The following is a 14,564-nucleotide window of genomic DNA, read 5'->3' on the forward strand; positions in this document are numbered from 1 at the left end:
TGCCGCGTTGCATGGCGCGGCTGCTTTGCCTAGCCTTGGCGTGCTCGGTTGTTGTGTTCCTGGGAGGCTTCGTGGCCGACAATCCGAGCGATTCATCCGGCCATCGGGCCCGGCTTCGCCAGAGATTGTTCGAGGGCGGCGGCAAGGCCCTGCTCGACCATGAGCTGGTCGAATATCTCCTCGCCCTCGCCATTCCCCGCCGCGACACCAAGGTGCAGGCCAAGGCGCTGATTGCCCGCTTCGGCGGCATCGGACCATTACTCGAAACGGCGCCGGATGTGCTCCGCAAGGAAGGCCTGTCGGAAGGCGTGATCGGCGCGCTCGCCATCGCCCGCGCCACTGCGTTGCGGCTACTCGAAACCCGCGTCGAAGGCCGGCCGATCCTGTCGAGCTGGGACGCGCTCGGCGATTATCTCCAGGCGGCCATGGCTCATAGCAGCATCGAGGAGGTCCGCGTCCTCTTCCTCAACGCCAAGAACATGTTGATCGCCAATGAGGCGATGTGGCGCGGCTCGGTCGACGAAGCCTCGGTCCATGTTCGCGAGGTCATCAGCCGCGCCATCGCGCTTGGCGCCACGGCAATCATCATCGTCCACAATCATCCGAGCGGAGACCCCTCACCCAGCAGCCAGGACATCCGCCTGACCCGCGACCTGATCGAGGCCGGCCGGCACATGAAGGTGACCGTCCACGACCATGTCATCATCGGCGCGCAGGGCCGGTCGAGCATGAAGGCGAAGGGCCTGATCTAGCGCGCCATGAGCGACATTGGCGGCACCCCTTGGAGGTCGCTTAAGGTCACAAATGTCACAAAAGTCTTGGGATGAGCGACCATTTTTGCGGGCGCGGCGGCCTACTTTCGTAATCTCGATCTTATCCACGGTTCAAAGAGCGGTAGCGCGAATGCTGGCATGCTCCGGTCGCTGTAGGACAGGAAAATCGACGATGTGGCTAATGGCAGCTTTCGACCCATTGCGGACACTAGTGAGCGATTCGGCTTCTTAGCTTGCGCTGAAACTACCTTCGGCGCAGCATTGCCCCCGCGGGGGAGTACTCATGGCTGCCGTGTTCTTGAGCTATGACCGGGACGACACGAGCAAGGCGCGACTGATCGCCGTCGCATTGGAGCGTGCTGGGCACGAGGTCTGGTGGGACCTCCACGTTCGCGGGGGAGCCCAATTCTCCCTAGTGATCGAAGAGGCGCTGAAAGCGGCCGAAGCTGTGATTGTGTTGTGGTCGAGGAGTTCGGTGAAATCGGCTTGGGTCCGGGACGAGGCCGCCGCTGGACGCGACAGCGGCCGTCTTATTCCCGTTTCGCTCGGCGAAATCGAGCCGCCCATGGGCTTCCGGCAATTCCAGACGGTCGATTTTTCGCGGTGGAAAGGCAGGTCAAATTCTACAGAGCTTCGCCAACTCCTCAGCGCGATAAACGAACTGAGGCCTGCGTCGCCGGACCGAGAGAAGAACGCCTCATCCGCAATTCTACAGAAGTCCAAACGCGGCTACTTCCGTATAGCGGCTGGCGGAACTGTTGTTTTGGCTATTGCCGGCTTGTCGGGCTTATGGTGGTTTAAGCACCACTCTCCGGCCGTTCCCACGGTGGCTGTCGTGGCAGCCGATACCTCGTCAAATAGCCGCGCGCTGGCTCGCGACTTGTACGTAAAGCTAGGGCGGCTTCGGGCCGGCGATGCTGACACAATCGAGATCGTCGATGCGACGGTCAAGAAAGGGTTAGACTTCACTTTCCAAGTATCGGGCGCATCCTCGAACGGCAACCCGACCGCCAACATTACGCTGATTGATCAAAACCATGTGTTGCTCTGGTCGAAAGATTTCGAGCGCGCGCAGAATCAGTACGGTGACCTGAAGCAGGAGCTAGCATTGACATCCGCACGCGTACTCGGCTGCGCTACAAATGCCGCCAGCAATAGCGGCAGCACGCTCGATCAGCGGACGCTCAGGCTTTATCTAAACGGCTGCTCGACGCTGTCAGAGGCCGCGTGGACAGACTTCCGCAGCCTAGTCCCTGTCTTTCGCGAAGTTACTCGAAGTGCGCCAAGATTTGAAGGTGGGTGGGCAAAGCTTGTCGAAACAGAAGCGTATGTAATAAATTGGGAATCGCTCTCCAAAACGGCACCGGAAAGAGATGAACTTGCCCTAGACGTGGCGCGAGCCCGCAAAGTCAATCCTCGAATGGCCGAAGCTTATTTCGGAGAATCCACTCTCCTTGTGGACAATGATCTTGCGAGTTCGTCGGCGCTCATTGACCGTGCATTGCGCGATAATCCTGATAGCTCACTGATCCAAGGCATGAACGCGACATTTCTGTCGCAGGTCGGAAGGGTGAAGGAGGCGGTGGAAGCCACGAAGCGAGCGTACGAACTCGATCCTTTGTCAGCAGACACAGCCTCGGGGTATATCGTGGCGCTCGCTTACGCCGGGCAACTTGATGCGGCCCGAGAAGAGCTGAAAAAAGCGGAGTCGTTCTGGCCGGAGGCCCACCCACTTGTGGAGGCGAGATTTCGGATAAACCTTCGCTACGGCGACCCGCAGGACGCCTTGCGCGTTGTCCGGTCGGGCCTGAACCCGGGCTACGCCCATTTCGATTCCTTTCTGCTAGCTCGCATCAACCCAACCCAGGAAAACATTGATCACGCTGTGGCCGACGCGAAAGCTGCCGTAGGGCAATCAGGTCGCGGCGCCGGTTGGCTATTTCTCGCCCTCGCGCAATTTGGACGTGAAGATGAGATTTATCGCATCTTGGAAGATCATCCCGACATGGTCCTCGCCACCAAGGAAATGTTCTTTCGGTCAATCTTTGGCCGATTCCGACACGATCTGAGGTTTATGAAATTGGCGAAGAAGCAGGGTTTAATCGAATATTGGCGAAGCAGTGGTCATTGGCCCGATTTCTGTCATGACCGCGATCTTCCGTATGACTGCAAAGAAGTGGCAGCCAGTCTGGCTGGCGACCGAACATAGTGTTGAGGACCTAGAGTCCGCTTTCGACCCATTGCGAGCATCAGCTTCCGCCGAACAGTCCCGCACATTTGGCGCAAAGGTCGTCGTCGGACGGCTTATCTTTTCTGATAGCGAAGGCCTTCCATGGAAAGGAAAGGCAGTCTGGGTGCCAGTGCCAGAACTCATTCTTCCGTTGGCTCGGAACGCCACGCCGATACTCAACCATGAGTTGTCCCCAATCAACTCAACACAACGCACCAAATTCAACCCATTTTGGAACGAAAAGGCAAGCATAACAAATGTTTAGGAGTGCAAGCATCGACCCGCTGCGGCCGTCCTAGCGGGGTGGCGCAAACGTTTCGGTATCGGGGCTGTCAGGTTCGGCGTGGGATGAGACCCCAATTTCCATCAAACATACCAGTGTCTGATACTTCTCCGCCATTTCCTGGTGGACGGCAGCGATGTGCGGAGCGTCCGAGGAGGCGGCTCGTTCGCGCTCCTCCAAAGCTCGCGTTCGGAAATAGTCGGCATGAGTGGAGGACATTTCAGCTCCCCTTTCAATTAGCGGGAGCGCGGTCGGTCTCTCAGGCGGGCGGATGCTTGCAGAACACGTCGCCCGATGCCCTGTAATAGCACCGATTGGCGTTTGAACCTAAAGTGGCGGCAATGTCCGCTTTCCACCCAAAGCCGCCACTAGGACCATATGTTAATCGCGGCCCGAATGGGTGGATGGCAGGCATTAGCCCTGCTCCGATTTGAAGCATTGAAGCATCCCTGCTAGCCGCTCGCGCCATGGTCCCACGTTATTCCCGCCCCGCAATGACGGCCATCTGGTCGGCCGAGAACCGTTATCTGATCTGGTGGCAGATCGAGATCTTCGCGGCCGAAGCGATGGGCGAGGTCGGGATGATCCCGGCGGAGGACGCCGCGACCATTCGCAAGGCCTATGACGCCGATGCGCTCGGCGAGATCGACGTGCCGGCCATCGACGCCATCGAAGCGGTCACAAAGCATGACGTGATCGCCTTCCTGACCTGGGCCGGCGAGAAGCTGGGCCCCGAGCGGCGCTGGCTGCACCAGGGCATGACCAGCAGCGATGTGCTCGACACGGCGCAGGCGGTGCAGCTGAAGCAAGCCGCCGACATCCTGATCGCCGACCTTGATGCCCTGCTCGCCGTGCTCAGACGCCGGGCGCAGGAGCACAAGCTGACCCCGACCATCGGCCGCAGCCACGGCATCCACGCCGAGCCGGTCACCTTCGGCCTCAAACTCGCACAGGCCTATGCCGAGTTCGACCGCAACAAGGCGCGGCTCCAGGCGGCACGCGACGAAATCGCCACCTGCGCCATTTCCGGCGCGGTCGGCACCTTCGCCAACATCGACCCGCGCATCGAGGAGCATGTCGCTAAGGAGCTTGGCCTGACGCCCGAGCCCGCCTCGACCCAGGTCATCCCGCGCGACCGCCACGCGATGTTCTTCGCGGTGCTCGGCGTCATCGCCTCGTCCATCGAGCGGCTGGCCGTCGAAATCCGCCACCTGCAGCGCACCGAGGTGTTGGAGGCGGAGGAATATTTCTCGCCGGGCCAGAAAGGCTCGTCGGCCATGCCGCACAAGCGCAATCCGGTGCTGACCGAAAATCTGACCGGCCTCGCCCGCATGGTACGATCGGCGGTGACGCCGGCGATGGAGAATGTCGCCCTCTGGCACGAGCGCGACATTTCGCATTCGTCGGTCGAGCGCTTCATCGGGCCCGACGCGACCATCACGCTCGACTTCGCCCTCGCCCGCCTGACGCAGGTGGTCGACAAACTGCTCGTTTATCCGGAGCGCATGCAGAAGAACCTCGACCGCATGGGCGGCCTCGTCCACTCGCAGCGCGTGCTGCTGGCGCTGACCCAGGCAGGCCTTAGCCGCGAAGACGCCTATGCCGTCGTCCAGCGCAACGCGATGAAGGTTTGGGAATCCGATGGCGCACTGTCGCTGCTCGACCTCCTCAAGGCCGATCCAGAGGTGACGAAGCACATCGCCCCGGCCGCACTCGAAGAGAGTTTCGACCTCGGCTATCACCTGAAACATGTCGACACGATCTTCGCACGGGTCTTCGGAGATGCCGCGGGCTGAGATCCAGCCCTGCGGCTTCCTGGTCGTGCTCGGCCAGGACTGGCGGGTGCGCCACGTGTCCGCGAACATTGCCGACCATTTCGCCGATTGCGGCCCGCGCATGATCGGCCAGCCATTGTCGGAGTATTTCGGCGGATCGGCGGTGCACTCACTGCGCAACCAGCTCGCGTTGATGCGCAATCCGGAAGGGGCGGCGCGGCTGTTCTCGCTCTTTTTCGCCAGCGTGCCGAAGCCGTTTGATGTGTCGATGCACTTCAAGGACGGCTTGATCATCCTTGAGGCCCTGCCGTCCGCCCATGTCGAGGCTGGTGATCCGGCCGGTATGGCGCGCCAACTCGCGGCCTCTCTCGATGCCTGCGAGACGGTTACCGACCTCGTCCAGCGCGCGTCACATTTGCTTAGGGCGCTGACCGGCTTCGACAGTGTGACCATCTTCAGGCTCGACGAAAATGGTGAGGGAGAGCGCATCGCCGAGGAGGGCCGGGGCGCCCCGATCCCTGCAACGCATTGCCCGCCTCCGGAAGTCCGTGTTCTCGCCGACGCGAGCCGGGCCGCGATCCCGTTGGAGCCGGATGCTCCGACTTCCTTGGTGCAGCACGCGCTGCTGCGAGCGATCGACTCCGGCGAACCGTGCGCGAGCGCCAAGGAGGCTTCGACGTCGCTGTTCGTCCCCCTGGTGTCGGCAGGGATTCCCTGGGGCGTCGCGGTTTGCTTCAATCGTACCGCGCGCCAGCCGACACTCGATCGGATCGCGGCGGCGGAATTGTTCGGGGATTTCCTGGCGATGCGCGCGGAGCTCTGCGAAGCCCGCGCCGGCTGATCAGCCGCGCATCGCGCCTTTCATCCGCTGGAAGAAGCTCTTGGTCGCCGGGCACTCCTCACCCGTTTCCGTTTCGCGGAAACTCTGCAAGATATCCTTCTGCTTGGCGCTGAGTTTCGTCGGAGTTTCGACAAGAATGCGTGCGATCAAGTCGCCGCGTCCTCGGCCGTTCAGAACGCTCATGCCGGCGCCGCGATGGCGAAGCGTTTCGCCCGACTGGATACCGGCGGGGATCTTGATTTCGACCTTCTCGCCATCAACGCCCGGAACATCGATGGATCCGCCGAGCGCCGCGGTCGTGAAGCTGACCGGGCATTCGGCAATGAGACTCGTGCCCTCACGCTGGAAAATGGCGTGCCGCTTCATGTGGACGAAAAGGTAAAGGTCGCCGCTGCTGGCGCCGCGAATGCCGCTCTCACCCTCACCGGCGACGCGGATGCGGGTGCCTTCATCGACCCCGGCGGGGATATCGACACTCAATTTGCGACGGCTGATCGCCCGCCCCTCGCCGTCGCAGGCGTGACAGGGGTCGGCGATGGTTTCGCCCGAGCCGAGGCATGAGGGGCAGCCACGTTCGACGACGAAGAATCCCTGCTGGGCGCGAACCTTGCCTGCGCCGCCGCATGTGCTGCAACGCTGCGCCGTCGCCTCTCCGCGCGAGCCACGCCCCTTGCAGGGCTCGCACTTGGCTAAAGCCTCGACAGTAATCGTCTTCGATGTGCCGGCGAACGCCTCTTCCAGCGTCAGTTCCAAATCGTAGCGAAGGTCCGCCCCACGGGCGACATTCTGCTGCTGCCCGCGCGGATCCATGAACTCGCCGAAAATGGAGGAGAAGATGTCCGAAAAACCCTCGAACCCGCCACCGGCACCGAACGGATTGCCGGCGCCGCCACCGCCGTTCTGGAATGCCGCCTTGCCGAAGCGGTCGTAAGCGGCGCGCTTCTGCGGGTCCTTCAGTACGTCATAGGCCTCGTTCAAGGCCTTGAAGTGCGCTTCCTTGTCGGAACAGCCGCCGTGACGGTCCGGGTGACATTCCATCGCCGCCTTGCGGTAGGCGGCCTTGATCGTCCGCTCGTCCGCGGACTTGGGCACGCCCAGCAGCTCGTAATAGTCACCCTCAACCACGCACACACACCCCCGGCCAGGCCGTCATCCCATGACTGGAATGACGGTCCACCTTAGCCCTTCTTGTCTTCGTCGACCTCGGAGAATTCGGCGTCGACGACGTCTTCGTCGGCACTGGCCGAAGCCGTTTCGTCCGTGCCTTCAGCGCCGGCTTCAGGCTGGGCCTGCGCCTGCTGCTGCTCGTACATGGCCTGACCGAGCTTCATCGCGGCCTGTGCAAGCGCATTGGTCTTCTCGGTCATGGCCGCCGGATCGCCGCTTTCGACGGCGGTCTTGGCCTCGGCGAGCGCGGCCTCGATCTCCGATTTCACTTCGGCGGAGACCTTGTCGCCATGCTCCTTCAGCTGCTGCTCGGTCGAATGAATGAGGCTCTCGGCCTGGTTCTTCGCTTCGGCAGCCTCGCGGCGCTTCTTGTCGTCCTCGGCGAACTGCTCGGCTTCGCTGACCATCTTCTCGATGTCAGAGTCGCTCAAACCGCCCGAGGCCTGGATGCGGATCTGCTGTTCCTTGCCAGTGCCCTTGTCCTTGGCAGTGACGTGAACGATGCCGTTGGCGTCGATGTCGAAGGTGACCTCGATCTGCGGCACGCCGCGCGGCGCCGGCGGAATCCCGACCAGGTCGAACTGGCCGAGCGCCTTGTTGTCCGAAGCCATTTCGCGCTCGCCCTGGAAGACGCGGATGGTGACCGCATTCTGGTTGTCGTCGGCGGTCGAGAAGGTCTGGCTCTTCTTCGTCGGAATGGTCGTATTGCGGTCGATCATCCGGGTGAAGACGCCGCCAAGCGTTTCGATGCCCAGCGACAGCGGGGTCACGTCGAGCAGGAGCACATCCTTGACGTCGCCCTGAAGGACGCCGGCCTGGATGGCGGCGCCCATGGCGACGACTTCGTCCGGGTTGACGCCGGTGTGCGGCTCACGGCCGAAGAAGTCCTTCACGACTTCGCGGACGCGCGGCATGCGGGTCATGCCGCCCACCAGCACGACGTCGGCAATGTCCTTGGGATCGATGCCGGCGTCCTTGAGCGCCTTCTTGCAGGGATCGAGCGTCCGGTCGATCAGCGGCTGGACCAGCTTTTCAAGATCGGCGCGCGTGATCGTCTCAACGAGGTGAAGCGGGGTCGTCGCTCCGCCTTCCATGCGGGCGGTGATGAACGGCTGGTTGATTTCGGTCGTCGCGGCGGACGACAGCTCGATCTTCGCCTTTTCCGCAGCTTCCTTGAGGCGCTGCAGGGCAAGGCGGTCGGTGCGGAGGTCGATGCCCTCCTTCGCCTTGAACTTGTCCGCGAGATATTCGACGATCTTTGCGTCGAAATCTTCGCCGCCGAGGAAGGTGTCGCCGTTGGTCGATTTCACTTCGAACACGCCGTCGCCAATCTCGAGGATCGAGACGTCGAAGGTGCCGCCGCCAAGGTCATAGACGACGATCGTCTTGCCCTCTTCCTTCTCGAGGCCATAGGCGAGCGCGGCCGCGGTCGGCTCGTTGATGATGCGCAGCACCTCAAGGCCGGCAATCTGGCCGGCGTCCTTGGTCGCCTGGCGCTGCGCGTCGTTGAAGTAAGCCGGGACGGTAATCACCGCCTGTGTAACGTTCTCGCCCAGATAGGCTTCGGCGGTTTCCTTCATCTTCTGCAGGATGAACGCGGAAACCTGCGAGGGGCTGTAGTCCTTGCCGCCGGCCTGGACCCATGCGTCGCCGTTCGAACCCTTGACGATCTTGTAGGGCACCAGCTCGGTGTCCTTCTTGGTGATCGGGTCGTCAAAGCGGCGGCCGATGAGGCGCTTCACCGCGAAAATCGTATTGTCGGGGTTGGTGACCGCCTGGCGCTTCGCCGGCTGGCCGATCAGCCGCTCACCGTCCTTGGTGAATGCGGTAACGGACGGCGTCGTGCGCGCGCCTTCGCTGTTCTCGATGACCTTCGGCTTGCCGCCTTCCATGACGGCGACGCAGCTGTTGGTCGTGCCCAAGTCGATGCCAATGACTTTGGCCATAACTAAGTCCTTCTCTTCGTTGCCCCTCTCGGCTCCCCAACAGGCAGCCGAAATGTTGATTTCAGGCCGGATATAGGGGGCCGAAATTGAGCGACAAGGGTCGCAGCAAGGGATGATTTCTTAGGGCTTTCCGCGCTAGGCACAGCCAATGGGTGGGGTAATCAGGTCCGGCGACTGGCTGACGCGCGAGCGGATGATGCGGATCGCCGTCATTTGCGGCGTCGTGTCAATCGCGATCCTCGCCTACCTTCTCGCGACTTCGCAGGGCACGCTGGACTATAGCGGGCGGCCGCTGGGCAGCGACTTTTCGCAGGTCTGGACGGCCGGCAGCATGGTGCTCGACGGTCGCGCCGCCGAGGTCTGGAACTGGGACAAGCATCGCGCTGTCCAATTGGCATTCCACGGACCAAAGCTCGCCGAATGGTATGGCTGGCATTACCCGCCGCCCTTCCTGCTGATCGCCGCTGCGCTGGCGACCATGCCCTATCTGCTGGGGCTGTTCGTCTGGCAGGCCGCCACCTTGGCGCCATTCGCGGCGATGATCCGTCGCTTCACTGGCCGACGCGAGGCATGGCTTTTCGTCCTCGCAGCGCCAGTCACCCTCATTTGCATCATGCATGGCCACAACGGCTTCCTGACCGCGCTATTGCTCGGCGGCGGGTTGATCTTGCTGGAGAAGAAGCCGTTCGAGGCGGGCCTGCTGCTCGGTTGCCTTGTCTACAAGCCGCAGTTTGCCTTGGTCCTGCCCCTGCTCCTGCTCGTGCTGTGGAATTGGCGGGCCATCGCCGGTGCAGCCGTTTCATCGCTAAGCCTGATCGGCGTCACGCTGGCGCTCTGGGGCTGGCCGGTCTGGCAGGCGTTCCTCGATAGCCTGCCGCTCACCCGCCGCATCGTCATCGAACAGGGCCGGACCGGCTGGGAAAAGATCATGTCGCCTTTCTCGGCGGTGCGCAGCTGGGGCGGCTCAGTCGAATTCGCCTATGCCGTACAGGGCGCCTTCACCGTCGCCACAATCGCCGCAACGCTTTGGCTTGCCCGCAAGGCGCGCCCGGACATCCGCAACACCGCCGTCACCGCTGCCGTGCTGATCTCGACGCCTTATGTGCTCGACTATGATTTTGTCGTGCTGCTCGCAGGCATCGCCTTCATCTGGCGTGACGCTGAGCGCCATGGCTGGCTGCCTTGGGAAAAAAGCGCACTTGCGCTCGTCTGGATCGCGCCTTTGTTCGCGCGCAACCTCGCCGCCGTTACGCTGTTCCCGCTCGGGTTGCTGACGACGATCCTGATGCTTGTCCTGGCCGTCCGCCGCGGCCTTAGAGCATCGCCATCCCGCCATTGACGTGAAGGGTCTGGCCGGTGACGTAACCGGCCTCCTTCGACGCAAGGTAAACGCAGGCCGCGCCGATATCGTCGCCGCTGCCCATCGCCCCCATTGGGATCTTCGACAGGATGGCATCGCGCTGCTGGTCGTTCAGCGCATCCGTCATCGCCGATGTCATGAAGCCCGGCGCAATCGCGTTGACGGTGATGTTGCGGCTGGCAAGCTCCTGCGCGACCGACTTGGTCATGCCGATAAGACCGGCCTTCGACGCGACATAATTCGCCTGGCCCGGGTTGCCGGTGACTCCAACCACCGACGTCACCGAAATGATGCGGCCGAAGCGAGCCTTCATCATGGGCTTTGCCGCCGCACGCATCAGCCGGAAGGCGGCTTCGAGGTTGATGCGAATGACGTCCTCGAACTCCTCGTCCTTCATGCGCATGAGAAGGTTGTCGCGGGTGACGCCGGCATTGTTCACGAGAATATCGAGCTTGCCGCCGAGCGCTTCGACCGCTTGCGGAACGAGCTGGTCGACGGCAGCGCCGTCCGACAGGTTGCACGGCAACGCGACATGGTCTCCGCCGAGGCCAGCGCGGAAGCTCTCCAGCTTGTCGACATTGCTGCCCGAAACCGCGAGGCGAGCGCCCTGTCCGGCCAGTGCCTTGGCGATCGAGCTGCCCAGCCCGCCGCTTGCGCCAGTCACCAGCGCCGTCATACCCGTCAAATCGAACATTACGCGATCTCCTTTGCCAGCGCCTCGATGTCCTCAATCGTGACGACGCTGGTGACCTTGGCATCGGGGGCGATGCGTTTGACCATCGGGCCAAGCACCTTGCCGCCGAGCTCGACGAACTCATCCACACCGGCCGAAGCCATGTTGGCGACGCTTTCACGCCAGCGCACCATGCCGGTGACCTGCTCGACCAACTGGTTTCGGATCGTGTCCGGTTCGCTCGTCGGCTGCGCGGTAACATTGGCGTAGAGCGGCACGGCCGGTGCGTTCAGCACTTCATAGCTAAGCGCATCCGCCATCGCATCGGCGGCCGGCTGCATCAGCGAGCAGTGAAAGGGTGCCGAGACCGGGAGCTGAATGGCACGCTTGGCGCCCATGTCCTTGGCAAGGCCGATGGCGCGCTCGATTGCCGAGAGGTGGCCGGACAGCACGACCTGGCTCGGGTCGTTGTCATTGGCGACTTCGCAGACTTCGCCCTGAGCGGCAGCATCGGCGATTTTCTTCGCCAGTTCCAAATCCGCGCCCAGCAGCGCCGCCATGGCGCCGACGCCGACCGGCACTGCCGCCTGCATCGCCTTGCCGCGGATCTTCAGCAGCTTCGCCGTATTTGGAAGCGCCAGCGTGCCCGCAGCACACAGCGCCGAATATTCGCCGAGGCTATGCCCCGCGACGAATTGCGCCTTGGTCGCCTCGATCCCGAGCGTCCGGAACACCGCGACGGCATGAGCCATGATCGCCGGCTGCGCATTCTCCGTGAGCTTGAGCTCGTCGTCCGGCCCTTCGCGCATCAGCTTGAAGAGATGCTGCCCCAGCGCCTCGTCGACTTCGGCGAAGGCGTCGCGGGCCGCGCTGCTGGCTTCGGCAAGGGCCGCGCCCATGCCGACCGACTGGCTGCCCTGCCCCGGAAAAAGGAATGCGCGCATTGGAACCCCTGCTATGAACCGCCGGGGCGACTAGGCCGGTTCGGCCAGCTTGCCAAGCGGGGGTCATGCCATGAATGCAGCTGAGCACAAGCCGACCATTGGCATTTGGCTGACCACGTCGGTCGTTGTCGGAACGATGATTGGCGCCGGCATCTTTCTCCTGCCGATCAGCCTGGCTCCGCTCGGCATCAACGCAGTCGTCGGCTGGCTACTTAGCGCCGTGGGCGCCATGTGCATCGCCTTCTCGCTTACGCGCCTGGTCCGTTCGGAGGGCGGCGGCATTCAGAGCTATATCGAAGGCGTCTTCGGGCCCACGGTCGCATTCATTGCCACATGGGGTTTCTGGGTCTCGGCGTGGACGGCGGTCGCTGCTACCGCAATCGCCACTGCGGCCGCCTTGGCGCATCTATTCCCAGCCTTCGAGAATCCCTGGATGATTGCGCTAGGCGCCATCGTCACAACCGGCATCATCCAGGCCGTCAATGCCCGCGGCGTCCGGGCTGCGGGCGAGTTTGCGTTCGTTACGACCCTCATCAAGATCCTGCCCCTGCTGGCAGTCATCGCAGCCGTCCTCGTCCGCAAGAGCTCAGGCCAACCCCTGTCACCGCTTGCTCCTGTTCCTCTTAGCTTCAACAGCGTCGCGGCAGCCGTAGCTTTCACGCTTTTTGCAATGCTCGGATTCGAGGGAGCGACCGCGCCCGTCGGCAAAGTCCGCAATCCCGAGCGCACCATTCCGCTCGCCATCGTTGCGGGCACGAGCTTCGTCGCCCTTCTCTATTTGCTCGGCAGCACGTCGGTCAGCCTGATCCTGTCGCCCGAGGCGACGGCCTCGTCGACTTCCCCCTTTGCCGATGCCTTGGTTGCCAATTTCGGTGAAACCGCCGCGGCCTTGGCGGCGCTTGCGATAGCAGTGGCGGCGCTCGGCTGCGCGAACAACAACCTGCTGATTACGGGGGAGCTCGGCTACTCCATGGGCCTGCGCGGCGACCTTCCGCGCTTTTTCGCGCGGACGGATGAATACAATGCCCCGATCCTCAGCCAGCTGGTTGCGTCGGGGCTGGCGATCGTCCTCATCCTTTTGAACAGCAGCAAGTCGACGGCCGCGATGTTCACGTTCGTCATCCTGTTGTCGACCACGGCGACGCTTTATCTTTACCTGATTGGCGCTGTCGCCGCGCTGCGCCGCGATGCATCGTGGCTGGTCAAGGCCGTGATCTCGCTCAGCATTCCATTCTGCCTGTTTGCCTTCTACGGCGCGGGCCTTGAAGCCAATGTCTGGGGCCTCGTCCTGCTGGCAATCGGCCTCGCCATTCGCTGGCTATGCCACCGCTTCAATTCGTCCGCGGCCACTCTGCCGGAGGCCGCGCCAGCCGCGCCTCCGGGATCATCCGCCTAAGCTTAGCCGCGAAGCTTCTTAAGGACACCTCGCTAACCCCCAAGGGCCCGGGCTCGTAGCTGTCCGATTCCATGCCGCGCTGGACGCGGCTGATGAGCTCTGTGTCCTCGGCATTCACCCGCCGGTTGATCCGCCAGTTGAGGTAGCGACAGGCGCGCATCTCGCGGCTGTCGTCCGGCAGCGCGTAGCTGATCTCCCGGATGACGCTGGTGGTCGCGCTGACGGGCAGCCACTGCATGAAATCCACCTGGTCGGGGTAGATGTCGAAAGCGACGCAGGGGAACAGCTTGTAATAGAGCCACTTGCGCTGGTGACTGTCCGGCAGCCCTTCAACCTTTGGAAGCAAGGCCTGATACGTGCGCTCGGAAGGGTTGTCCGACAGCTCGTCGACCAATTGACCTTCCATCCTGTCGACCCATTCCTGCGCCTCGACCGCATAGCTGCGCGCGAACAGGCGCGTCAGCCCGGGATGACCGATCGGTATGTGCAGGTGATCCGAATAATTGTCGGCGATCGTCTTCCAGTTGAGGTCCCGCGGCCGCAGCGTCACGCGCCCGATCGCCCGCAGATCCTCGAACCGGTACGGCGCGACCTCGGCATCGTATGGCGCCATCATCTCCGCGACCGACGGCAAGCCCTCTTCCAGCCTTACGAACAGGAAGCCGCGCCATTCCTCCAGCGCGATCGGCTTCAATCCCAGCTTCTCGGTCTGCAGGTCCGGATATTCATGGCGATGCGGCACCCCGACAAGTCGGCCGTCGCGGGCATATGACCAGGCATGGTATGGACAGGTCAGCACCTTGGCGCAGCCGCTCTCGCCGTCGACCAGTTGCGACCCGCGATGCCGGCAGACGTTCGAGAACGCCCGCGGAACGCCGTCGTCGCCACGCATGACGATGATGCTTTCGCCAAGGTAATCGAGTTTCTGCCACTGGCCAGGCTCGGCGATGTCGCTGACGTGGCAGACGATCTGCGGGCTGGCGCGCAGGAAGGCCCGCTTCTCCGCCTCGAAAAACCCCGCATCATGATAAAGCCAACCCGGAAGGCTCCTGCCCGCCAATGGGTCCTGTGCATCAGACACGGATTTCAGTCGCGTCGCCATGGCGCCCAAATGCCACTGTGCGGAGGCGGCGGCAATTGGCCTAGTTGATAAATCCCTGTAAGCATTGGCGCGAC

11 protein-coding genes are annotated in these 14,564 nt (G+C 62.8%); 6 read left to right on the forward strand and 5 right to left on the reverse strand.

All coding sequences use genetic code 11. The features are described from left to right. The first annotated feature begins 71 nt into the window (after positions 1 to 71). The 4 genes from radC (at position 72) to LZ536_RS04005 (ending at position 5,902) form a co-directional block, all read left to right on the forward strand. Entirely contained in the window at positions 72 to 752 is a 681-nt protein-coding gene (gene radC, locus LZ536_RS03990; protein ID WP_249847010.1) for a RadC family protein, read from the forward strand. Between the two features lie 304 nt (positions 753 to 1,056). After that, positions 1,057 to 2,982, forward strand: coding sequence for a toll/interleukin-1 receptor domain-containing protein (locus LZ536_RS03995; protein WP_249847011.1), 1,926 nt, complete (start codon positions 1,057 to 1,059; stop codon positions 2,980 to 2,982). Positions 2,983 to 3,753: 771 nt separating this feature from the next. After that, positions 3,754 to 5,082: an adenylosuccinate lyase gene (purB, locus tag LZ536_RS04000; RefSeq protein ID WP_249847012.1), complete on the forward strand. Its 1,329-nt coding sequence runs from the start codon at positions 3,754 to 3,756 to the stop codon at positions 5,080 to 5,082. After that, complete coding sequence (locus LZ536_RS04005; RefSeq protein WP_249847013.1) at positions 5,069 to 5,902, forward strand: GAF domain-containing protein; 834 nt, start codon at positions 5,069 to 5,071, stop codon at positions 5,900 to 5,902. Before purB ends, LZ536_RS04005 begins: the two co-directional genes overlap by 14 nt. Here the strand turns inward: LZ536_RS04005 and dnaJ are convergent, their stop codons facing one another. Further along, the gene (gene dnaJ / locus LZ536_RS04010) at positions 5,903 to 7,027 is read right to left on the reverse strand and encodes a molecular chaperone DnaJ (RefSeq protein ID WP_249847014.1); all 1,125 of its coding nucleotides are present in this window, start codon (positions 7,025 to 7,027) and stop codon (positions 5,903 to 5,905) included. 53 nt (positions 7,028 to 7,080) lie between these two features. Next, a complete protein-coding gene (gene dnaK / locus LZ536_RS04015; protein WP_249847015.1) occupies positions 7,081 to 9,015 on the reverse strand; it encodes a molecular chaperone DnaK in 1,935 nt (644 codons plus the stop codon). A gap of 148 nt (positions 9,016 to 9,163) precedes the next feature. Between dnaK and LZ536_RS04020 the strand changes: the two genes are divergently transcribed. Continuing rightward, on the forward strand, positions 9,164 to 10,354 hold the full coding sequence (locus LZ536_RS04020) for a glycosyltransferase family 87 protein (RefSeq protein ID WP_249847016.1): 1,191 nt from the start codon (positions 9,164 to 9,166) through the stop codon (positions 10,352 to 10,354). Here the strand turns inward: LZ536_RS04020 and fabG are convergent. Both fabG and fabD read right to left on the reverse strand, forming a co-directional pair. Next, positions 10,329 to 11,069 carry a 3-oxoacyl-[acyl-carrier-protein] reductase gene (gene fabG / locus LZ536_RS04025; protein WP_249847017.1) on the reverse strand — a complete coding sequence of 247 codons (741 nt, stop codon included), beginning with the start codon at positions 11,067 to 11,069 and terminating at the stop codon, positions 10,329 to 10,331. The two genes, LZ536_RS04020 and fabG, sit on opposite strands and share 26 nt — an antisense overlap. Then, positions 11,069 to 11,992 carry an ACP S-malonyltransferase gene (fabD, locus tag LZ536_RS04030; protein ID WP_249847018.1) on the reverse strand — a complete coding sequence of 308 codons (924 nt, stop codon included), beginning with the start codon at positions 11,990 to 11,992 and terminating at the stop codon, positions 11,069 to 11,071. Before fabD ends, fabG begins: the two co-directional genes overlap by 1 nt. Before the next feature lie 70 nt (positions 11,993 to 12,062). Between fabD and LZ536_RS04035 the strand changes: the two genes are divergently transcribed. After that, the gene (locus LZ536_RS04035) at positions 12,063 to 13,388 is read left to right on the forward strand and encodes an APC family permease (RefSeq protein WP_249847019.1); all 1,326 of its coding nucleotides are present in this window, start codon (positions 12,063 to 12,065) and stop codon (positions 13,386 to 13,388) included. On the opposite strand, the gene LZ536_RS04040 is transcribed toward LZ536_RS04035, so the two are convergent. Further along, positions 13,324 to 14,490, reverse strand: a complete 1,167-nt coding sequence (locus LZ536_RS04040; RefSeq protein ID WP_249847020.1) for an aromatic ring-hydroxylating oxygenase subunit alpha — start codon at positions 14,488 to 14,490, stop codon at positions 13,324 to 13,326. The two genes, LZ536_RS04035 and LZ536_RS04040, sit on opposite strands and share 65 nt — an antisense overlap. Positions 14,491 to 14,564 lie beyond the last annotated feature (74 nt).

The organism is Sphingomonas alba (assembly GCF_023516555.1).
GTDB classification, from domain to species: domain Bacteria; phylum Pseudomonadota; class Alphaproteobacteria; order Sphingomonadales; family Sphingomonadaceae; genus Sphingomicrobium; species Sphingomicrobium album.